Below are 20,690 nucleotides of genomic sequence, written 5' to 3' on the forward strand. Positions count from 1 at the left end.
TCCAGATCAAGCGTTGCGGGCGTGGCCGTGCACCTTGCACGAGGCCTCGGACAGGATGGCCACGCACAATTCTGCATAGCTGATCCCCACGGCCTTCGCGGCCATGGGCACCAGGGAGTGGCCGGTCATGCCGGGCGAGGTATTCATTTCAAGCAGCCAGGGCCGGTTGTCGGCATCGAGGATGAAATCCGCGCGGCCCCAGCCCTCGCAGCCCAGCGTCTGATACGCCTTGACGGCAATCCGCGCGACTTCTTCAGCAACGTCCGCGGGCAAGGCGGCCGGGCAGAAATACTGCGTGTCGTCGGAGAAATACTTGTGTTCGTAGTCGTAGTTGCCGCCCGGCGCCGCGATCTCGATCACCGGCAGCGCGCGCGCCGCCTTGCCCGAGCCCAGCACGGCCACGGTCAGCTCGCGCCCAGTGATGAATTGCTCGGCCAGGACCTCGCTGTCGTACTGCGCGGCTGCGGCGTAGGCTTCCTTCATGTCTGAGTAGCCGACGACCTTGGTGATGCCCACGGTCGAGCCCTCATGCGGCGGCTTGATGATCAGCGGCAGTTGCAGGCGGTCGGGGACCAGGCGCAGTTCGGTATCGGCGTCCAGCACTTCAAAGTCGGGCGTGGGCAGGCCATGCTGCAGCCAGATGCGCTTGGTCATGGTCTTGTCCATGGCCAGTGCCGAGGCCATCGGGCCGCTGCCCGTGTAAGGAATGCCCAACAGTTCCAGCGCGCCCTGCAGGGTGCCGTCTTCGCCGTAACGGCCGTGCAGCGCGATGAACACACGGTCAAAGCCTTGATCGGCCAGTTCGGCAAGACTGCGCTCGCCGGTGTCGAACAGGTGCGCGTCCACGCCGGCGCTGGTCAGCGCCTCGTGCACGCCTTTGCCGGACATGAGCGAAACTTCACGTTCGGCGGACCGGCCGCCGTACAACACACCCACCTTGCCGAATTGCTTGCTCATGCCAGCTCTCCCACCTGGGCGGGGACCTTGCTGATCGAACCCGCCCCCATCACGATGACGACGTCGCCATCGCGCACGAAATCCACAACCGTCTGCGGCAGCTCCGCCACGTCTTCCACGAACACCGGCTCGACCTTGCCGGCCACGCGCAACGCGCGCGACAGGGCACGTCCGTCAGCGGCGACCAGCGGCGGTTCGCCAGCGGCATAGACCTCGGTCAGCAGGACGGCGTCAGCCGTGCCCAACACGCGCACGAAATCCTCGAAGCAATCGCGCGTCCGCGTGTAGCGGTGCGGCTGGAAGGCCAGCACGATGCGACGGTCGGGCCAGGCGCCGCGCGCCGCGGCCAGCGTTGCCGACATTTCGACCGGATGGTGGCCGTAATCGTCGATCACCGTGAACGTGCCGCCGCCGTGGTTGGCCGGCACCGGAAATTCGCCCGTCTGCGTGAAGCGGCGGCCCACGCCCTTGAACGCGCGCAGCGCCTCGCAGATGGCAGCGTCGGACACGCCCAGCTCGGTCGCCACGGCGATCGCGGCCAGCGCGTTGCGCACGTTATGCAGGCCGGGCAGATTCAGTTCGACGTTCAGGGGCGGCAACAGCGTGTCGCGGTGAGTGCGCTGCACGTTAAAGCGCATGCGCGTGCCGTCAGGCTGCACCTCATAGGCACGCACCTGCGCTTCCTCGTTCAGGCCGTAGGTCGTGATGGGACGCGACACGAACGGCATGATCTCGCGCACGTTCGCGTCGTCCGAGCACAGCACGGCGCTGCCATAGAACGGCAGGCGCTGCGTGAATTCGATGAACGCACTCTTGAGCCGCGCCACGTCGTGCCCGTAGGTGTCCATGTGATCGGCATCGATATTGGTCACGATGGCCATCACGGGCAGCAGGTTCAGGAACGAGGCGTCCGACTCGTCGGCCTCGACCACGATGTAGTCGCCCTGCCCCAGCCGCGCATTGGCGCCCGCCGAATTCAGGCGGCCGCCGATCACGAACGTGGGGTCCAGGTCGCCCGCCGCCAGCACGCTGGCGACCAGGCTGGTCGTGGTGGTCTTGCCGTGCGTGCCAGCCACGGCGATGCCGCGCTTCAAGCGCATCAGCTCGGCCAGCATGATGGCGCGCGGCACCACCGGAATACGCGCAGAGCGCGCCGCGATCACTTCGGGATTGTCGCCCGCCACCGCGGTGGAGGTGACGATGGCGCTGGCGCCCGTGACGTTGCTGGCGGCATGGCCGATCGCGATCTTCACGCCCAGGCCGGCCAGGCGGCGCGTCACCGCCGACTCGTTCAGGTCGGAACCGCTGATGTCGTAGCCCAGGTTCAGCAGCACTTCGGCAATGCCGCTCATGCCCGAACCGCCGATGCCTACAAAATGGATATGTTGAATTCTGTGTTTCATGATGAACGCCCCGCTGCTTGTTCACAGACGTCGGCGATATGGGCGGCCGCGTCGGGACGCGCATGCGCGCGGGCCCGGACGGCGACAGCCTCGAGTTCTTGTCGGGTGCGCTGGCTCAGCCAGTCCGCCAGCCACTCGGGCGTCAGGGCGGTCTGCGGCTGCAGCCAGGCGGCCTGCGCGTCGCTCAGGAAGCGCGCGTTGGCAGTCTGGTGGTCATCGATGGCGTGGGGGAACGGCACGAACAGCGCCGCGACGCCGGCGGCCGCCACTTCGGACACCGTCATGGCGCCTGCGCGGCAGATGAGCAGATCGGCGTCGGCCATGGCGCCCGCCATGTCGTCGATGAAAGCGCGGCAATCGGCCTGCACACCCGCCTGGGCGTAGGCCTGTTGCAGCGCCGGCAAATGTTGTTCACCGGCCTGGTGGACGACCGTCGGCCGGTTCTCGAGCGGCAGACGCGCCAACGCCTGCGGCACGGTGGTGTTCAAGGCTTGCGCCCCCAGGCTGCCGCCCACCACCAGCACGCGCAGCGGACCGGTGCGGCCGGCATAGCGTTCGGCGGGATCCGGCAAGGCGCACAGGTCGGCGCGCACCGGGTTGCCCATGGCTTCGCCCTTGGGCAGCACGCCAGGAAATCCGCTCAGCACACGGCGCGACATCTTCGCCAAGCACTTGTTGGCGGTGCCGGCGACGGCATTCTGTTCGTGCACGACCAGCGGCGTGCCGCGCAGCGCCGCGATCACACCGCCCGGAAATGCCACGTAACCGCCCATGCCCAACACCACGTCGGGACGCACGTCGGACAGCCGCGACCACGCTTGCGCGAACGCGCGCAGCAGCAGGAACGGCAGCTTCAGCAACGCGGACGCGCCCTTGCCGCGCACGCCTTGGAAGCGCAGCGGCACCAGTTCGATGCCGCGCGGCGGCACGAGGCGGCCTTCCATCTTTTCGGGATTGCCCAGCCACAGCACGCGCCAGCCGCGCTCGCGCAGCACGTCGGCCACGGCGAGACCCGGCATGATATGACCGCCGGTGCCACCGGCCATGATCAGGATCGTGCGAGCGGCGGTCATACCCGTCCCCCGCGCATCATGATGCGGTTTTCCACGTCGACCCGGATCAGCATCGCCAGCGCGCACAGGTTCATCACCACGCCCGAACCGCCGTAGCTCATCAGGGGCAGCGTCAGGCCCTTGGTGGGCAGCAGGCCCAGGCACACGCCCATGTTGATGAACGACTGCACGCCGAACCACATGGCCACGCCGTGCGCGACCAGGCCGGCGAACGTGCGCTCCATGGCGATGGCCTGACGGCCGATGTCGAATCCGCGGTACACGATGATGGCGAACAGCGTGATCACCAGCATGACGCCGGCAAAGCCCAGTTCCTCGCCCACCACCGCCATCAGGAAGTCGGTGTGCGCCTCGGGCAGGTAATGCAGTTTTTCCACGCTGGCGCCCAGGCCCACGCCGAACCATTCACCGCGACCCAGCGCAATCAGCGAGTGCGACAGCTGGTACGCGCTGCCGTAGGCGTTGTCTTCGTTCCAGGGGTCCAGGTAGGCGAACAGCCGCGCACGACGCCACGGCGACAGCCAGATCAGCATCAGGAACGTGCCCACCAGCACGGCGAGCAGGCTGCTGAAATATTTGCCGTTGATGCCGCCCAAGAACAGGATGCCGATGGCAATGGCCACGATCACCATGAACGCGCCCAGGTCGGGCTCGAGGAGCAGCAGCATGCCGACGCCGGCCAGCGCGAACGCCATCGGCAGGAAGCCGCGGGCAAAGGCCTGCATGTGCTCCTGCTTGCGCACGGTGTAGTCGGCCGCGTAAAGCAAGGCGGCAAGCTTCATCAGCTCGGACGGCTGGAAATTCAGCGGACCCAGCGGGATCCAGCGGTGCGCGCCGTTGACTTCGCGGCCGATGCCCGGAATCAGCACCGCCACCAGCAACACCATCGTCACCACGAAAAGCGGCACGGCCAGACGCTGCCAGACCCGGATGGGGATCGACAGCACGATGGCGGCGCCGACCAGGCCCGCGCTGACGAACAGGCCGTGGCGGATCACGAAGTAATAGCGGCCATAGGACGCATAACGCGGGCCATCGGCCAGCGCGATCGATGCCGAATACACCATCAGCAGGCCGAGCAGCAGCAACGTCGACGCCGCGATCACGAGCGGCATGTCGAAGTTGCGCATGCGGGTACGGCCGGGCCGTACGGCATTGACGCTGGCGGTCAGGTCGGCGATCAGGCTCATTGTGCGGCCTCGGCGCCACGCGCCACGGAATTCGCCCAGGAGGCGGCGTTGCGGTTCATGCCACCTCTCCACGGTCGCGGGCCAGGTCTTCGACCTCTTCCACGAACACCTGCCCGCGATGCGGGTAATTGCGGAACATGTCCAGGCTGGCGCACGCCGGCGACAACAGCACGGCGTCGCCCGGCTGCGCCAGTTCGGCCGCACCGCGCACGGCGTCGCGCAAGGTCTCGACAGTCAGGCACTTGACGCCGGTCGGCTCCAGCACGCGGCCGATCTCCGGGCCATCCAGGCCGATCAGCATCACCGCGCGCGCATGGCGCGAGACGACGGGAATCAACGGCGAAAAATCCTGGCCCTTGCCCTGGCCGCCGGCGATCAGCACCACGGGCTGGCCCAGGCCTTCCAGCGCGGCCACGGTGGCGCCCACGTTGGTGCCCTTGCTGTCATTGATGTAGTCCACGCCGCCAATGGTGCGCACGAAGGCGGCGCGATGCGGCTCGCCCGCGTAGTCGCGAAGCGCGCGCAGCATGGCGCCCCAGCCCAGATCCAGGCAGCGGGCAAGCTGCAACGCGGCCAGCGCGTTCAGCGCATTGTGGATGCCGCGGATGCGCAGTGCGTCCACGGGCATGAGGCGGCTCATGCGGCCCTTGGCGCGCACCGGTTCGGGCGCGTCCTTCTTGCGCCGCGTGGGCGGTGCCGGCTCATCGAAATCGTTGGACTCGCAGGCCGTCAGCCACGCTACGCCCTGTCCCAGTTCAAGGCCCATGTCGCCCACCAGCTCAGGCACATCGCGGCCAAAGCTGCGCACGTTCATGGCGTTCAGCGACGACACCATATCAACGGTCAGCGGATCGTCGCGATTGACGATGGCGATACGCGCCATCTTCAACAGGCGGCCCTTCGCATCGGCATAGGCCTGCATGCCGCCGTGCCAGTCCAGGTGATCCTGGGTCACGTTCAGCACGACGGCCGCATCGGCCATCAGCGTGCGCGTCGTTTCAAGCTGGAAGCTGGACAGTTCAAGCACCCACACCTGCGGCAGCGCGTCCGTGTCCAGCGCGTCCATCAGCGCGGACAGCGCAGCAGGGCTGATGTTGCCGGCAGCGATGACCGTCAGCCCGCTGGCTTCGACCAGTTGCCGCGTCAGCGCGGTGACGGTGGTCTTGCCATTGGTGCCGGTCACGGCCAGCAGACGCGGGCGATACTCGCGATCGGCGGCCAGATCCGCCAGCGCGCGGGCAAACAGTTCGATCTCGCCGACGATTTCAATGCCGCGGGCCTCGGCCTCGCGCAGCACGTCGGCGGCGGGCGCCTGCGAGGGCGCCAGACCCGGGCTCAACACGACCTGCGACACGCCATCCAGCAGATCGGTGGCAAACGACTCGTCGCAGCCCAGCCGGTATTCCACTTCGTTTTGCGCCAACGCTTCGCGCAGCGCGGCCAGACCTCCCGGTTCCGAGCGCGTGTCGGCCACGCGCAAGCGGGCGCCCAGGCGGGCGCACCAGCGTGCGGCAGCGACGCCCGTCTCGCCCAATCCGAGGATCAGCACGAGCGGCGCGTCAGCGCGGGAGGATTCCATCATGTTCATCGCAACTTCAGCGTAGAGAGGCCAATCAGCACCAGCATCATGCTGATGATCCAGAAACGCACGACCACCTGGGTTTCCTTCCAGCCGCCCACTTCAAAGTGATGATGCAACGGGGCCATTCGGAAAATGCGTCGACCTGTTCCATAACGTCGCTTCGTGTACTTGAACCAGGTCACCTGGATCATCACCGAAAGCGTCTCGACGACGAACACGCCACCCATGATGAACAGCACGATTTCCTGGCGCACGATGACCGCAATCGTGCCCAACGCACCGCCCAACGCAAGCGCGCCGACGTCGCCCATGAACACTTGCGCCGGATACGCGTTGAACCATAAAAATGCGAGCCCCGCGCCCCCGATCGCCGCGCACAGCACCATCAATTCCGATGCGCCGGGGATGTACGGAAACAGCAGGTACTTCGAATAGTCCACGCGACCGACCACGTAGGCGAAGATGCCCAGCGCGCTGCCGACCATCACGGTGGGCATGATGGCCAGGCCATCCAGCCCATCGGTCAGGTTCACGGCGTTGCTGGTGCCGACGATCACAGCCCAGGTCAGCGCCACGAAACCCAGCACGCCCAGCGGATAGCTCACGGTCTTGAAGAACGGGACGATCAGGTCGGCACGCGTCGGTAGCGCCATCGTGAAGCCGCTGCCCACCCAGGCCTTGAACAGGGGCCAGAGTTCGGTGTTGGCGGGCGCGGACACCGCGAACGCCAGATACACCGCAGCCACCATGCCGATGGTGGCTTGCCAGAAGAATTTTTGACGCGCCGGCATGCCTTCGGGATCGCGATAGACCACCTTGCGGTAGTCGTCACGCCAGCCGATCCAGCCAAACCCGAAGGTCACCAGCAGCACGACCCACACGAAGCGATTCGTCCAATCCGCCCACAGCAAGGTGCTGATGGCGATGGAGATGAGGATCAACACGCCGCCCATGGTCGGCGTGCCGGTCTTGACCAGATGCGATTCGGGACCGTACGTGCGCACAGCCTGGCCGATTTTCATTTCGGTCAGCTTGCGGATGACGCGCGGACCGGCCACCAGGCCGATCACCAGCGCCGTCGCGCACGCCAACACGGCGCGCAGGGTGATGTATTCGAACACGCCCAGCGCGCGCACATCGTCGGAAAGCAGGCGGGCGATCTCAAGCAGCATGCTGCTCTCCCTGCCCTGCGGCTGCCGTACCGTCATTCAAAGAAAAAGCCGTCACTACCCGCTCCATGCGCATAAAGCGCGATCCTTTTACCAATACGCAGGACGGGCGCAAGCCGCGCAAGGCGGCAACGACTTCGTCTACCGATGCGCAGGCGTGCGCGCCAGCGCCGAATGCGGCAGCTGCCGCCCGGCTGGCTTCGCCTAGCGTGATGAATGCGTCGAGCCCATGCTCGCGCGCGTAATTGCCCACCTCGACGTGCATGGCGGGGCCGTTGTCCCCGACTTCGCCCATGTCGCCCAAGACCAGGACGCGCGTGCCGCCGATGCGCGCAAGCACGTCGATGGCTGCGCGGACCGAATCGGGGTTGGCATTGTAGGTGTCATCGATGAGCAACGTTCCGTCACTCATTCGCTTGTGCTGCATGCGGCCGGCCACCGGGCTGAATCCCGCCAGCGCACGCACCGCGATCTCGAGCGGCGCGCCCGCTGCAATGGCGCTGGCGATGGCGGCCAGCGCGTTGCGCAGGTTGTGCAATCCCGCCACCGGTAGCGTCAGATCGGCAACGCCGACCGGCGTCACGACACGGCAGCGCGTGGCGTCGACTTCCGCGATGATCTGTTCCGCGTAGACGTCCAGGCCGGGCTGCAGGCCGAACCGCAGCACGCGGCGCGGCGCGGCCAACGCGTCCCAGATGGCTGCGTAGGGCTCGTCTCCGGGATACACGGCGACGCCATCGGCCGGCAATGCGGCAATCGCGGCGCCGTTCTCATGCGCGACCGCTTCGACGGTGTGCATGAATTCCTGGTGCTCGCGCTGCGCGTTCGTGACCAGCGCCACGGTAGGCGCGGCAATGGCGGCAAGCTGCGCGATTTCACCGGGGTGGTTCATGCCCAGCTCGAACACGGCGGCGCGATGACCCGCGCGCAGGCGCAGCAAGGTCAGCGGCACGCCGATGTCGTTGTTCAGGTTGCCGGCCGTAGCCAGGCGCCCCGCGTCGCCCTGCCATTCGGCGAGCATCGCGGAGATCATTTCCTTGGTGGTCGTCTTGCCGTTGCTGCCGGTCACCGCCACCACCGGCAGCAGGAACCGGGCACGCCAGGCGGCGCCGATGCGCGTCAGCGCCACGCGCGTATCGCCCACGACAAGCTGCGGCAATCCGGCATCGGCAACCTGGTGCGCGACGAGCGCCGCGCAAGCGCCGCGCGAAGCTGCCTGATCCAGGTAGTCGTGCGCGTCGAAATTCTCGCCCACCAGCGCGACGAAGAGTTCGCCTTCGCCGATGCGGCGCGTATCGGTGGACACGCCGGGCGTCTGCTGCAGCAGCAGCGCCACGCGCGCCCATTCCCGATCGTCGAAAGGCAGCTTCTCGCCACCGATGTCCTGATAGGTTTCGTGACCCTTGCCGGCAAGCAGCACCACGTCTTCCGGCGACGCCGCCCAGATGGTCTGCAAGATGGCGCGCGCGCGATCGACCTGCACGTCGGCATGCGCCGTTTCGGGCACGCCGGCCAGGATCTGCTGGACGATCGCCTCGGGCGATTCGGTGCGCGGGTTGTCGCTGGACACCACCACGTGGTCAGCCAGCTCCGCGGCAATGGCGCCCATCACCGGACGCTTGCCCGGATCGCGCTCACCGCCGCAGCCGAACAGGCAGACCAGGCGGCCGGAACGCGCCGTGGCCACGGCACGCAGCGCCAGCAGCGCACGGGACAACGCGTCCGGCGTGTGGGCGTAGTCCACCACCACCAGCGGACCGCGTGCCATATGCGCTGGCAAGCTCACTGCCGGTTCCACGGTCTGCAGACGGCCATCGACGGGATCCGTCGCCGCCAGTTCACGCGCAATCTGCGCAAACGGCAGGCCCAGCTTGTACAGCACGCCCGCCACCAGCAGCAGGTTCGAAACGTTGTGCGCGCCCAAAAGGCGGGTCACGATCTGGGCTTCGCCATGCGGCGACACCAGCGTAAAGATCTGGCCTTGCGACGTTGCCTGCAGGTCCCGCGCTCGCATGGCGGCCGGAATTTCAGGATCGTCGCTCAGGCTGTAACTCATCGGCGTCACGCCGTCCGGCAGGCTGGCCAGCATCCGCCGCCCGGCTTCATCGTCGGCGTTGATCACCGCGGCGGTCAGGCCGGGCCAGCGGAAGAGGCGCGCCTTGGCCGCTTCGTAGCGCTCCATCGTGACGTGATAGTCCAGATGGTCACGCGTCAGATTCGTGAAGGCGGCCAGCGCCACGCGCACGCCGTCCATGCGGCCCTGCTCGATGCCGATCGACGAGGCCTCCATGGCCACGGCCTTCGCGCCGGCGTCGCGCATCGCGGCCAGCGTGCGGTGCACAGTCAGCACATCCGGCGTCGTCAGGCTGCCGCCCAGCGTCTGGCCGTCGGGCAGCACGGCGCCCAGCGTGCCGATGGTGCCGCAAGCCTTGTCGTTGCGGCTCAGCGCGTGGGCAATCCATTGCACCGACGACGTCTTGCCGTTAGTGCCGGTCACCGCAACCACGGCCAGCGCCGCCGACGGACGGCCATACCAGGTGTCGCCCAGTTCGCCCAGCAGCGAGCGCAGGCCGGTCACCGCAAGCATGGGCGTGCCGGCCGACGCGGCTTGTACGGCATCGGTGGCAGGCGCTTCGAACAGCACGGCGCTGGCGCCCAGCGCCAACGCCTTATCTATATAGAGCCGGCCGTCGCTCGACAGTCCCGGGCAAGCAACGAACACGTCGCCCGGCTCGATGTCGCGCGAGTCCAGCTTGAGATGCGCGGTCAACGACACGCGCTCATGCAACCACGCCACGGTCTCGGCAACCGTGGCGGCAGGGGAAGAGTGGAAGCCGTTGGCGCTCATCTGCCTGGCTCCTTGATACCAGCAACAATCGTGGATTCAAACGGTGCGTCGGGCCGCACCCCCATCAGCCTCAGGCTCCCCCCCACGATATGGGAGAACACGGGCGCGGCAATGGCGCCGCCGTAATAGCCGCCGATCGTCGGTTCGTCGATGGACACGGCCACCACGATCTTGGGATCCGACACCGGGGCAAAACCCACATACGAGCTGCGGTAACGTTGCGTGCTGTACTTGCCGTCCACGATCTTGCGCGCGGTGCCGCTCTTGCCCGCCACGCGGTAGCCCTGCACCTGCGCGGCCTTCGTGCCATCGGGGCCGGTGGCGGCCTCCAGCATGGCGCGCACCAGCGCGGTCGTCTTGGGCGTGTAGATCTTGACGCTGGTCGGATCGCTATCGCGCTTGACCAGCGTCAGCGACACCATGTCGCCGTTACGTGCAAAGACGGTATAGGCGCGCGCCACTTGCAGCAGCGACACGGACAGGCCGTAGCCGTAGGCCATCGTGGCCTTTTCGATCAGGCGCCAGCGTTCCCACGGACGCAGACGGCCGGGCGCGGCGCCGGGGAATCCCACTTGCGGCGCCTGGCCGAGACCCAATTCGGTGAAGCGATCCCACATTTCACGGGATTCCAGCTTCTCGGAGATCATCGTCATGCCGATGTTGCTGGACTTGCGCAGCACGCCCGCCACATCCAGCGTGCCGTTGCGGCTCACGTCGCTGATCGTGCTGCCCTGATACGTGAACCGGCCGTTGCCCGTCTCGAACTGCGTCGACGTGCTGATGCGGCCCAGGTCCAGCGCCAGCGCTGCGGTAAAGGGCTTCATGATCGAGCCCGGCTCGAACGTATCCGTGATCGCCTGGTTGCGCAGGTTGGCGCCATGGAAGGTTTCGCGGTTGTTCGGATCGAAGGTCGGCACGTTGGCCAGCGCCAGGATCTCGCCCGTGTGCACATCCACCACCACGGCCGTCGCGCCCTTGGCGCGGTGCTTGTCCATGGCGTCCTTCAGTTCCTTGAACACCAGGTACTGCAGGCGCGTGTCAATGGACAGGCGCAAGTCCCGGCCATCAACCGGCAACGTGACGGCCTGCACGTCTTCGATGACGCGGCCCAGCCGATCCTTGATGACACGGCGGCTTCCCGGTCGGCCCGACAACTGCTGGTTGAACGTCAGCTCGACGCCTTCCTGCCCCTGGTCCTCGACGCTATTGAAGCCCACCACGTGGGCCATCACGTCGCCGTCCGGGTAGTAGCGGCGGGTTTCGGGCTGCTGGTGCACGCCCGGCAAGCCCAGCTGTTTGATCTTGTCGGCCACGTCCATCGAGACCTGGCGCTTCAGGTACACGAAGTTCTTGTCCTCGTCGACGAGGCGGCGGCGCAGATCGCCCGCCGGCGTGTCCAGCAGCTTGGCCAGCGAATCCAGCTGCGCGGGCGTGGCCTGCTTCACGTCTTCGGGAATCGCCCAGATGGCGCGCGCCGGCACACTCGATGCCAGCACCGCACCATTACGGTCCATGATCTTGCCGCGCGTGGCGGCCAGCGTCAGCGTGCGCTCGTAGCGGCGCTCGCCCTGCTGCTGCAGGAATTCCGTCGACAATCCTTGCAGGAACAGCGCGCGGCCGGCCAGCACGGTAAACCCGCCAAACAGCAGGATCAGCACCAGGCGGGCGCGCCACGTAGGCAAGCTTCCGCGCAGCACGGGATTGTCGAAGAAGGGCACGCGCTTCATTGCGTGCCTCCGGCGGCCGCGGGCACGGGCGCCTGATTCATATAGAGCGTACGGTCGGGGACGATGGGAATCATCTTCAGACCGTCACGCGCAATGGCGTCGACCCGCGCATTGCGGGCCAGCTCGGCGCGCTCAAGCTGCAGGCGCCGCCAGTTGGTTTCGAGGTCGCGCGCATGCGCCTGATCGCGGCCCAGCTCCACGAAGAGCTGGCGCGACTGATACCGGCTGGTGACCAGGGAAATGGCCGACAGCATCAGCAAAGCCGCAACGATCAGGTTGACGCGACCCATCAGCGGCGCCCTCCCTTGCCGCCACGCCGGGGCGGCGGGGCGAGGTCGCTGCCGGGCAGCGAACCGATCTTCACAAATGCAAAGCCGCCCTCAGCGGGCAGCGGCGTTTCCGTACGTTCAGCCGCGCGCAGGATGGCGGAACGGGCGCGGGCGTTGGTCGAGACTTCGTCGTCCTCGGCCACGACTTTGCCCAGGGATCGCACAACAGGTTGGGGCATTTCGCTTTCGCGCAGGGGCAGGCGTGCATGCGCAGCAGCCGGCCTGGCCGCCGCCGCGATGCACTGCTTGACCATGCGGTCTTCAAGTGAATGAAAGCTGATCACCGCCAACCTCCCCCCCGGGGCAAGCAGGTCTAAAGCTGACGCGAGGGTGCGCGCGAGCTCTTCGAGTTCCCGATTGATGTAAATCCGTAAAGCTTGAAAGGTGCGTGTGGCCGGATGTTGCCCCTTTTCGCGCGTGCGGACGGCGCTGGCGACGCACTCGGCAAGCTCGAGCGTGGTGCGCAGCGGCCTTGTTGCGCGGCGAGCAGCAATCGCCTTTGCAACCTGAAAAGCAAACCGTTCTTCGCCATAATCCGCTATGACCTCCCGCATCTCATCCACACTGGCTTGCGCCAGCCAATCCGCCACCGTGGGACCACGAGTGGTGTCCATCCGCATATCGAGCGGGCCGTCTCGCATGAACGAGAAACCGCGCTCGGCATCGTCGATCTGAGGCGACGAAACGCCCAGATCCAGCATCACGCCATCGACCTTGCCGATGCCGCGCTGCTGCAATTCTTCGGCCATGGTGGCAAAGCCCCCATGCACCACAGTGACCCGCGCATCCTCGGCCGCCAGCGCGTTGGCGACCGCAATGGCTTGCGGGTCCTTGTCAAACACGACCAGCCGGGCGTGCTTGCCCAACCGGCCAAGCAACTCGCGGCTGTGGCCGCCCCGGCCGAAAGTGCCGTCTACGAAGACGCCGCTTTCGATTCGCGTAGCCACATCCTGCCCATCCTGCGGCTGCGACCGTGCCGCACCCTTGCCGCCGAAACCGGGCAGCAAAAGCGCGTCCACCGTCGGCGCCAGGAGGACGGGCCGATGTTCGAATTCCATAACTCTTTCAGAACGAAAACTGGTTCAACACGTCCGGCATACCCTTGGCCAAGTCTTCAGCCTCTCGGCTAGCCAGGGTAGCGGCGTCCCACAGCTCGAAGTGAGAGCCCAGACCGAGCAGCATCACATCGCGCGTCATACCGGAAGCGTTGCGCAGTTCAGGAGCGATCAGGACCCGGCCGGAGCCGTCCAGTTCCACGTCCTGAGCGTTGCCCAGCAACAGCCGCTGCAGCGCGCGGGCCGTCATCGGAAAAGCGGCGATCTGCTCGCGCTTCTTTTCCCACTCCGGTCGCGGATACACCAGCAGGCAGCCGTCGGGATGGCGGGTCAGGGTCAGCCGGCCTTCGGCCTGCGACATGAGCGCGTCACGATGCCGGGTCGGAATGGAGATCCGTCCCTTGGCATCCAGCGTGAGCGCGCTGCTTCCCTGAAACACCACATTTACCCCACTTAATTGCACAATTTCCTACTATTTCCCACTCTACGGTATGGGAAAGGGGCGGTCAAGCGAGCGGTTGCAATTTTTTCAATCACAACAAGGACTTAGATCAACTTGTAAATTCGCAAAAAGAAAAACCTCCCAATAAATCAGGAGGTTGCGACATACTCTAAAAGTCCTACTTAAGAAGTAGCGCCTAACGATTGCGGTTTACCGCCTGGGGCTGGGTCGATCCTTCCCGTTGGCGAGGCTTCCCGCCAAATGGGCGACCCTGGAAGTGGCAATCAACTGGCGCGGTGGGCGCCAGACGGCCGCGCGGCCTCGTCCAGATCCGCGCGCGCCGGGAAAATTCAGTGCAAGACGGGTCTATAGGCCGGATTCTGTACACCAGGTTGCCCTGGCGGACGATCATTCCTCTGCGCGGATCATTGCTGAGCCGCTCTAGCCATCTACCCGCATGCTCGGACGGAGCCGCCCTTCACGGCCGTGAGGCCGCACGCATGCCTATTTGATGTTGCTCCGGATAGAGGTTGCCGCGTTTCACCCTGCGATGCCGCCGCCCGTCGCCGGACGGCGCAATACGGAGATGGCCGTATCAGTGCGCGCAAAGCGCGCCCGCGCCGCAGTCTCGTCTCTGTGGTCCTATTCCTCAGCCATGCCCGAAGACACGACCGGACGGCCGTTAGCCGTTACCCTGCCCTGTGGAGTCCGGACCTTCCTCGATGGGCTTGCACCCACCGCGATCGTCCGACCCATCTTGCAGTGCGTATTCTATTACAGCCGTCCGCTCTGTCCCCAGGGCGCCCGCAAGAACCTCGGGGCGGGTTCCTGCGACAATACGCGCTGATCCGCTTAGATGCCGCAGACACCAACACTACATGGCCCTCGAAACTCTCATCACCCTGACCGACGTCCAGCTCGCATATGGGCACCATCCACTGCTGGACCATGCCGACTTCGCCATCCAGTCCGGCGAGCGCATCGGCCTCATCGGCCGCAACGGCGCAGGGAAGTCCTCGCTCCTCAGACTGCTCGACGGCCGGACGCAGCCCGACGACGGCGCAATCGCGCGCAGCTCGAGTCTGCGAGTGGCCACCGTCGAACAGGAACCCGAGCTTGACGACAACGCCACTGTCTTTGACGTCGTATGCAATGCAGATGGCGACCACGAAGACTGGCAGCGCCCCTCGCGCGCGCGCGCCGTCATCGAAAAGCTGGGCCTGCCCGCCGACGTGCAGATCGCCGGCCTGTCCGGCGGCACGCGCAAGCGCGTCGCGCTTGCCCGCGCCCTGATCGACGAGCCGGATCTGTTGCTGCTCGACGAGCCCACCAACCATCTGGACTTCGAAGGCATCGCCTGGCTGGAAGACATGCTGCGCGCCTGGAAAGGCGCCGCAGTCATCATCACCCACGATCGCCGGTTCCTGGACGCCGTCACCACTCGCATCGTCGAACTCGATCGCGGACGCCTCCTGAGCTTCCCGGGCAACTTCTCGCAGTGGCAGGAACGCAAGGCCCAATGGCTCGAGTCCGAAAGGCTCGAGCAGGCGCGTTTCGACAAACTGCTGGCACAGGAAGAAGTCTGGATCCGCAAGGGCGTGGAAGCCCGCCGCACCCGCAATGAAGGCCGGGTGCGTCGCCTGGAAAGCCTGCGCGTGCAGCGCGCCGAACGCCGCGAGCGCGTAGGCAACGTGTCGCTGGCGCTGGCCGAAGGCCAACGCTCCGGCAAACTCGTGGCCGAACTCGAACACGTCAGCAAGCGCTTCGGCGACAAGATCGTGGTCGACGACTATTCCACAACCCTTCTGCGCGGCGACCGCATCGGCATCATCGGCCCCAACGGCGCAGGCAAGACCACACTGCTCAAGCTCATCCTGGGTGAACTGCAGCCCGATAGCGGCGCGACGCGCCTGGGCACCAACGTCGCCGTCGCCTACTTCGACCAGATGCGCGCGCAGCTCGACGAAAACGCTTCGCTCGTCGACATCATCAGTCCGGGGAGCGAATGGGTCGAGATCGGCGGCGTGCGCAAGCATGTGATGACCTACCTGGGCGATTTTCTCTTCTCGCCGGCGCGCGCCGGATCACCGGTGCGCAGCCTGTCCGGCGGCGAACGCGCTCGCCTGCTGTTGGCGCGGCTCTTTGCCCGGCCGGCTAACGTGCTGGTGCTGGACGAGCCCACCAACGATCTGGACATCGAAACGCTGGAGTTGCTGGAAGAACTGCTGCAGGAATACGCAGGCACCGTGCTGCTCGTCAGCCACGATCGCGCCTTCCTCAACAACGTGGTCACGCAGACGATCGCCTACGAAGGCGACGGCCACTGGCGCGATTACGTGGGTGGGTACGACGAATGGGTCGCACAGCGCCCGGCGCCTGTCGCTCCGCAGGCTGAGGCCGACAAGGTCGCGAAACCCGCCGACGACGGCGCCGCACGAGCAAAGGCGGCGCGGCCCAAGCCTGCGAAGGCTGGCAAGATCAACGCCTGGGACCTGCGCGAACTCGAAGGGCTGCCGGACGCGATTGCCGCGCTCGAAGCGAAGCAAGCTGAATTGGCCGGCCAACTTGCTGACGGCAGCCTTTACCGCGATGCGCCGGCCGAGGTCGACCGCATCAACGGCGAACTGGCCAAGCTCGAAACTGAACTCGAAGAGAAGTTTGCGCGCTGGGAACTGCTGGAAGCGCGGCGCGATGGCACGCTTTGACGTGACTGCTATATATAGATAGTCCGCGCGGCGGAAAAAAGGGGTGAACGGCACAGCCGCTCACCCCTTTTTCATTTGCATGCGGCGCCAGCCGCGATCGTCCTCAGACGTGAGCGCGCCACTCCAGCGCCTCGCCCGCCGCCAGCGGGACCAGCGTCGTGTTGCCGAACGCCAACTCTTCCGGCACCTGATAGGTCTCGCGCGACAGCGTCAACGTGCCGGTATTGCGAGGCAGACCGTAGAAGTCGGGGCCATGGAAGCTGGCAAACCCTTCCAGCTTGTCGAGCTTGCCGGCCGCCTCGAACGCGGTCGCATAAAGCTCCATGGCATGCAATGCGGTGTAGCAGCCAGCACAGCCGCAGGCATGTTCCTTCAGACCGCGCGCGTGCGGCGCGCTATCCGTGCCCAGGAAAAAACGCGGGCTGCCGCTGGTCGCCGCCTCGACCAGCGCAAGACGGTGCGTCTCGCGCTTCAAAATCGGCAGGCAATACCAGTGGGGCCGCACGCCGCCCTGGAAGATGGCATTGCGGTTGTAGAGCATGTGCTGCGGCGTAATCGTCGCGGCAATCGGACCTTCCGCATCGCGAACGTACTCCGCGCCTTCCTTGGTCGTGATGTGTTCGAACACGACCTTCAGGGCGGGGAAGGCGCGCCGCAACGGCTTCATCACACGCTCCACGAAAATGGCTTCGCGATCGAACACGTCAATCGACGGATCCGTCACTTCGCCATGCACCAACAGCGGCATACCGCATTTCTGCAGGGCTTCCAGCGCCTTCGTGCATTTGCCCAGCAGATCGGTCACGCCCGCGTCCGAGTTGGTCGTGGCGCCAGCAGGATACAGCTTGACGGCGTAGACATGGCCCGACTCATGCGCGCGCACAATCTCTTCAGCGGGCGTGTTGTCGGTCAGGTACAGCGTCATCAGGGGCGTGAACGAAGCCGGATTGACGCCCGACTTGCCAAGCGCTTCCAGGATGCGGCCTCGATAGGCCAAAGCCTGTTCCGTCGTCGTGACCGGCGGCTTCAGATTCGGCATGATGATGGCGCGCGCGAACTGGCGCGCCGTATCTCCGACCACGGCTTCAAGCGCCGCGCCATCGCGCAAATGCAGATGCCAGTCGTCAGGGCGGGTGATGGTGAGTTGAGTCGTGCTTTGAGTAGACATGGAAGGCTTCTTAATCTGCCAGCGGCATGCCCCGTTCAGCAAGCGCGCAGAACATCGCACTGCCCAGGGGAATGACGGCATCGTTGAAATCGAAATGCGGGTTGTGCAGCAGGCAACCGGAATCGGCGCCGCCTTGGCCAAGACGGAAGTAGGCGCCCGGCTTGGCCTGCAACATGAATGAAAAGTCTTCGGAACCCATCGAGGGTACCAGGTCGCGCACCACGTTTTCCTTGCCGATCATCTCGGTCGCGATGTCGGCCACCAGGTTGGCGTGCTGCGGCGTATTCAGCGTCGCGGGGTAGATGCGCTCGTACACCACTTCAGCGGTGCCGCCAAAAGCGCCGGCGATGGCACTCACCAGCTCGCGCATCCGCGTCTCGACCATCTCCTGCACGGACTTACGAAACGTGCGCACCGTGCCCACCATGCGCGCCTCGCGCGGAATCACGCTCATCGCGCCCGGATGCCCGGCCTGCACCGACCCGATCGACAGCACCGCCGAATCAAGCGGATTCACATTGCGCGACACGATGGTCTGCAACGCGGTGATGATCTGACCCGCGATCGTTACCGGATCGATCGTCTGATAGGGATGCGCACCGTGACCGCCCCGCCCCGTGATCAGGATCTCGAAGCGATCGGCCGCCGCCATCATCGGTCCGGGGTTGATGCCGATCGTGCCAGGTTTGAGGCCCGGCCAGTTATGCAAGGCATAGATCGCATCGCAAGGGAACGTGTCGAACAAACCGTCTTCCAGCATGGCGCGCGCACCGCCGCGTCCTTCTTCGGCCGGCTGGAAAATCAACACCGCCGTGCCGTCGAAGTTGCGGGTCTGCGCCAGGTACTTCGCCGCGCCGATCAGCACTGCGGTATGACCATCGTGCCCGCATCCGTGCATCAGTCCCGGCTTGGTCGACTTGTGGCCGAACGTGTTGTCTTCCGTCATGGGCAGCGCGTCCATGTCGGCCCGCAATCCAATCATGCGGCCGCTGTCGCAGCGCTTGCCGCGGATCACGCCCACCACGCCGGTTTTACCGATACCGCGGTGCACTTCGATGCCCAACGCTTCCAGCGCACCCGCGACGATGCCGGACGTTCTGACCTCTTCAAAACCAAGTTCTGGATGGGCATGCAAATCGCGCCGGAGCGCCGTCAATTCGTCATGAAAAAGCCGAATCGATTCCAACGGAGAACGTGCGTACATAGGACGTTACAGAATGACGTGAGAGAGGGGACAGTCGGTGCATTTTAGTTGCTACAGAGGATAAATGCCTTTGTCTTTACTGTAGAGACACGTTATGCTCCGGCCGCAGGACAATTTTTCCAACAGCCAGAGAAGGAGCGCCGCATTATGGCCACAACCTCCAAACCCGCGACCGCGCGCAAGCCGAACGCTGCATTCATGAAGCCGCTGACCCCCAGCGCCGAATTGGCCGCTGTCATCGGCTCGGAAGCCGTGCCGCGTACCGAGGTCACCAAGAAGATCTGGGAATACATCAAGAAGCACAACCTGCAAGATGCCAGCAACAAGCGCAACATCAACGCCGATGCCAAGCTGCGCCCGATCTTCGGCAAGGATCAGGTCACGATGTTCGAACTGACCAAACTGGTCAACGCACATCTGAAGTAAGCAGGCAAAGGGCGTACGGCGTACGTCCCTGCCTTTGGATTGTCGCGACGCCCTGGCTTACGGCCGGGCGAGCTCGACGCCACCATGCAAGCCCCCTCCTCGCAGTTCCCCATTGCCACGTCCGTGGACATCTCCGCCCGATTTCAATAGCGACGCCATCGCCTGATCGTCAGCACTGGTGCGCCTTTGCAAGCCGACAAGCTGCATGCTCACGCACTTCAATGGCCCCTCCGGCACACGCGACGTCGATAGGCGCACGCGCCGCCTCTGAATGCGTCCTGCGCGTCGCACTCAACTAAATCGAAGCTCAGCGCCCCGCTCCTAAACAAGGCGCCCGCCCGCGTCCTTTCCGATTCCATTGAGTGCACACGCGAGCCAAGAACCATCCACGCGCATGTTCTCGCGCGTCACACGAGGCGCATGCAAAAAGGCCGGCATCAATGCCGGCCTTTCCGAGGGTACAGCCTGAACTCAGGCGTAAGACGTGGGCGCAGTGCCTTCCAGCAGCGACAGCCAACCGCGTATCAGGCGATACAGCACCCACACAATGGTTGCCGCCACGCCGATCCAGCCGATGAAGATGAGCGTCGCGATCCCACTGATGGCAAGCCACAGCAACGCCCACCAGAACGTACGCAGCAGCCAGTCGAAATGGCCGGCGTAGACGGTGCCGGCCGCGTCAGACCGCTTGAGGTACATGAGCACAACAGCCGCGATCGTGGCAATGCCCAGAAATCCACTCGTCAGAAAGCCCAAGGCATACAAGCCATAGGCCACGTGGGTCAACGTGCGAAGGTCCAATGTCGTACCGGGCACGGGGGTCTGGGGATCACTCACGATAACGCTCCAACGAATTGACTCGAACAATCTTACCGCACAAAGCCACCCCGCCCACGCGCGTTGTTATTTGGGCACATTCAGCATTGGCGCGGCTTGCAGGCCAGTGACGCACCAAAGACAAAGCCCCACCGGATACCGGTGGGGCTTTGAGGATAAGAGCTTGACGATGACCTACTTTCACAGACGTCCGTCCACTATCATCGGCGCAAAGGCGTTTCACTGTCCTGTTCGGGATGGGAAGGAGTGGTACCACCTTGCTATGGTCGTCAAGCGTAGCTGCTTGAGCAATTGACGCAAGGGTCAATCGTTCGAATCTTGGGTCTTACTTAAGTGCCGCTTTGGCACTGTTGGGCACTACGGGGCACTGCAATGGGACCTGGCGCTTACAGCCGCGCAAGGGTTCGCGCCAATCGCGCAATCAACCTCCAGCGCAACGGCCTGGTCTCTCACTAAAGACAAAACCCCGCAGGGGATACCTGCGGGGTTTTGAGCAATAAAAGCCTGACGATGACCTACTTTCACAGACGTCCGTCCACTATCATCGGCGCAAAGGCGTTTCACTGTCCTGTTCG

Annotated in this window: 16 protein-coding genes, 1 rRNA gene and 1 other RNA gene; 2 read left to right on the forward strand and 16 right to left on the reverse strand. The window is 65.2% G+C overall.

Translation table 11 applies throughout. The features are described from left to right. Positions 1-6 precede the first annotated feature (6 nt). From MHZ91_RS19210 to rnpB, 12 genes are all read right to left on the reverse strand, one after another. Positions 7-957 (reverse strand): D-alanine--D-alanine ligase, encoded by a 951-nt coding sequence (locus tag MHZ91_RS19210; RefSeq protein ID WP_175139415.1) that lies wholly within the window; start codon positions 955-957, stop codon positions 7-9. After that, the gene (gene murC / locus MHZ91_RS19215; RefSeq protein WP_175125638.1) at positions 954-2,360 is read right to left on the reverse strand and encodes a UDP-N-acetylmuramate--L-alanine ligase; all 1,407 of its coding nucleotides are present in this window, start codon (positions 2,358-2,360) and stop codon (positions 954-956) included. Before murC ends, MHZ91_RS19210 begins: the two co-directional genes overlap by 4 nt. After that, a complete protein-coding gene (gene murG, locus MHZ91_RS19220) occupies positions 2,357-3,433 on the reverse strand; it encodes an undecaprenyldiphospho-muramoylpentapeptide beta-N-acetylglucosaminyltransferase (protein WP_218345029.1) in 1,077 nt (358 codons plus the stop codon). Before murG ends, murC begins: the two co-directional genes overlap by 4 nt. Continuing rightward, positions 3,430-4,623, reverse strand: a complete 1,194-nt coding sequence (gene ftsW, locus MHZ91_RS19225; RefSeq protein WP_175139416.1) for a putative lipid II flippase FtsW — start codon at positions 4,621-4,623, stop codon at positions 3,430-3,432. Before ftsW ends, murG begins: the two co-directional genes overlap by 4 nt. A 55-nt stretch (positions 4,624-4,678) precedes the next feature. After that, positions 4,679-6,211: a UDP-N-acetylmuramoyl-L-alanine--D-glutamate ligase gene (gene murD / locus MHZ91_RS19230; protein ID WP_239215233.1), complete on the reverse strand. Its 1,533-nt coding sequence runs from the start codon at positions 6,209-6,211 to the stop codon at positions 4,679-4,681. Then, positions 6,208-7,377 (reverse strand): phospho-N-acetylmuramoyl-pentapeptide-transferase, encoded by a 1,170-nt coding sequence (gene mraY / locus MHZ91_RS19235; protein WP_105237357.1) that lies wholly within the window; start codon positions 7,375-7,377, stop codon positions 6,208-6,210. Before mraY ends, murD begins: the two co-directional genes overlap by 4 nt. Continuing rightward, on the reverse strand, positions 7,367-10,222 hold the full coding sequence (murF, locus tag MHZ91_RS19240) for a bifunctional UDP-N-acetylmuramoyl-L-alanyl-D-glutamate--2,6-diaminopimelate ligase MurE/UDP-N-acetylmuramoyl-tripeptide--D-alanyl-D-alanine ligase MurF (RefSeq protein ID WP_239215235.1): 2,856 nt from the start codon (positions 10,220-10,222) through the stop codon (positions 7,367-7,369). The genes mraY and murF overlap by 11 nt, the downstream gene beginning before the upstream one ends. Next, positions 10,219-11,949, reverse strand: coding sequence for a penicillin-binding protein 2 (locus MHZ91_RS19245; RefSeq protein ID WP_175125648.1), 1,731 nt, complete (start codon positions 11,947-11,949; stop codon positions 10,219-10,221). Before MHZ91_RS19245 ends, murF begins: the two co-directional genes overlap by 4 nt. Further along, a complete protein-coding gene (ftsL, locus tag MHZ91_RS19250) occupies positions 11,946-12,239 on the reverse strand; it encodes a cell division protein FtsL (protein WP_056569320.1) in 294 nt (97 codons plus the stop codon). The genes MHZ91_RS19245 and ftsL overlap by 4 nt, the downstream gene beginning before the upstream one ends. Then, positions 12,239-13,336 carry a 16S rRNA (cytosine(1402)-N(4))-methyltransferase RsmH gene (rsmH, locus tag MHZ91_RS19255; RefSeq protein WP_175139419.1) on the reverse strand — a complete coding sequence of 366 codons (1,098 nt, stop codon included), beginning with the start codon at positions 13,334-13,336 and terminating at the stop codon, positions 12,239-12,241. Before rsmH ends, ftsL begins: the two co-directional genes overlap by 1 nt. Positions 13,337-13,343: 7 nt before the next feature. Then, complete coding sequence (gene mraZ / locus MHZ91_RS19260; protein WP_056322651.1) at positions 13,344-13,772, reverse strand: division/cell wall cluster transcriptional repressor MraZ; 429 nt, start codon at positions 13,770-13,772, stop codon at positions 13,344-13,346. 356 nt (positions 13,773-14,128) lie between these two features. Continuing rightward, an RNA gene (gene rnpB / locus MHZ91_RS19265) (RNase P RNA component class A) lies at positions 14,129-14,534 on the reverse strand. Between the two features lie 119 nt (positions 14,535-14,653). Here rnpB and MHZ91_RS19270 point away from each other — a divergent pair. Then, complete coding sequence (locus MHZ91_RS19270) at positions 14,654-16,480, forward strand: ATP-binding cassette domain-containing protein (protein WP_239215236.1); 1,827 nt, start codon at positions 14,654-14,656, stop codon at positions 16,478-16,480. Between the two features lie 103 nt (positions 16,481-16,583). Here MHZ91_RS19270 and pyrC read toward each other — a convergent pair whose 3' ends face one another. Continuing rightward, positions 16,584-17,663, reverse strand: a complete 1,080-nt coding sequence (gene pyrC, locus MHZ91_RS19275; protein WP_218345048.1) for a dihydroorotase — start codon at positions 17,661-17,663, stop codon at positions 16,584-16,586. Further along, complete coding sequence (locus tag MHZ91_RS19280) at positions 17,659-18,852, reverse strand: M20 aminoacylase family protein (RefSeq protein WP_056569330.1); 1,194 nt, start codon at positions 18,850-18,852, stop codon at positions 17,659-17,661. Before MHZ91_RS19280 ends, pyrC begins: the two co-directional genes overlap by 5 nt. A gap of 147 nt (positions 18,853-18,999) precedes the next feature. Here MHZ91_RS19280 and MHZ91_RS19285 point away from each other — a divergent pair, with 147 nt between their 5' ends. After that, a complete protein-coding gene (locus tag MHZ91_RS19285) occupies positions 19,000-19,278 on the forward strand; it encodes an SWIB/MDM2 domain-containing protein (protein WP_006217453.1) in 279 nt (92 codons plus the stop codon). 471 nt (positions 19,279-19,749) lie between these two features. Here MHZ91_RS19285 and MHZ91_RS19290 read toward each other — a convergent pair whose 3' ends face one another. Both MHZ91_RS19290 and rrf read right to left on the reverse strand, forming a co-directional pair. After that, positions 19,750-20,115, reverse strand: a complete 366-nt coding sequence (locus MHZ91_RS19290) for a hypothetical protein (protein ID WP_056569333.1) — start codon at positions 20,113-20,115, stop codon at positions 19,750-19,752. 161 nt (positions 20,116-20,276) lie between these two features. Further along, a 5S ribosomal RNA gene (gene rrf / locus MHZ91_RS19295) occupies positions 20,277-20,389 on the reverse strand. Positions 20,390-20,690: the final 301 nt, after the last annotated feature.

Source organism: Achromobacter sp. ACRQX, assembly GCF_022346505.1.
Lineage (GTDB): Bacteria > Pseudomonadota > Gammaproteobacteria > Burkholderiales > Burkholderiaceae_B > Achromobacter > Achromobacter animicus.

What these genes read in the sequence shown, in the direction of transcription:
- MHZ91_RS19210 (WP_175139415.1), bottom strand. Translation starts at nt 957, where the DNA reads ATGAGCAAGCAATTCGGCAAGGTGGGTGTGTTGTACGGCGGCCGGTCC.
- murC (WP_175125638.1), bottom strand. Translation starts at nt 2,360, where the DNA reads ATGAAACACAGAATTCAACATATCCATTTTGTAGGCATCGGCGGTTCG.
- murG (WP_218345029.1), bottom strand. Translation starts at nt 3,433, where the DNA reads ATGACCGCCGCTCGCACGATCCTGATCATGGCCGGTGGCACCGGCGGT.
- ftsW (WP_175139416.1), bottom strand. Translation starts at nt 4,623, where the DNA reads ATGAGCCTGATCGCCGACCTGACCGCCAGCGTCAATGCCGTACGGCCC.
- murD (WP_239215233.1), bottom strand. Translation starts at nt 6,211, where the DNA reads ATGAACATGATGGAATCCTCCCGCGCTGACGCGCCGCTCGTGCTGATC.
- mraY (WP_105237357.1), bottom strand. Translation starts at nt 7,377, where the DNA reads ATGCTGCTTGAGATCGCCCGCCTGCTTTCCGACGATGTGCGCGCGCTG.
- murF (WP_239215235.1), bottom strand. Translation starts at nt 10,222, where the DNA reads ATGAGCGCCAACGGCTTCCACTCTTCCCCTGCCGCCACGGTTGCCGAG.
- MHZ91_RS19245 (WP_175125648.1), bottom strand. Translation starts at nt 11,949, where the DNA reads ATGAAGCGCGTGCCCTTCTTCGACAATCCCGTGCTGCGCGGAAGCTTG.
- ftsL (WP_056569320.1), bottom strand. Translation starts at nt 12,239, where the DNA reads ATGGGTCGCGTCAACCTGATCGTTGCGGCTTTGCTGATGCTGTCGGCC.
- rsmH (WP_175139419.1), bottom strand. Translation starts at nt 13,336, where the DNA reads ATGGAATTCGAACATCGGCCCGTCCTCCTGGCGCCGACGGTGGACGCG.
- MHZ91_RS19270 (WP_239215236.1), top strand. Translation starts at nt 14,654, where the DNA reads ATGGCCCTCGAAACTCTCATCACCCTGACCGACGTCCAGCTCGCATAT.
- MHZ91_RS19280 (WP_056569330.1), bottom strand. Translation starts at nt 18,852, where the DNA reads ATGTACGCACGTTCTCCGTTGGAATCGATTCGGCTTTTTCATGACGAA.
- MHZ91_RS19285 (WP_006217453.1), top strand. Translation starts at nt 19,000, where the DNA reads ATGGCCACAACCTCCAAACCCGCGACCGCGCGCAAGCCGAACGCTGCA.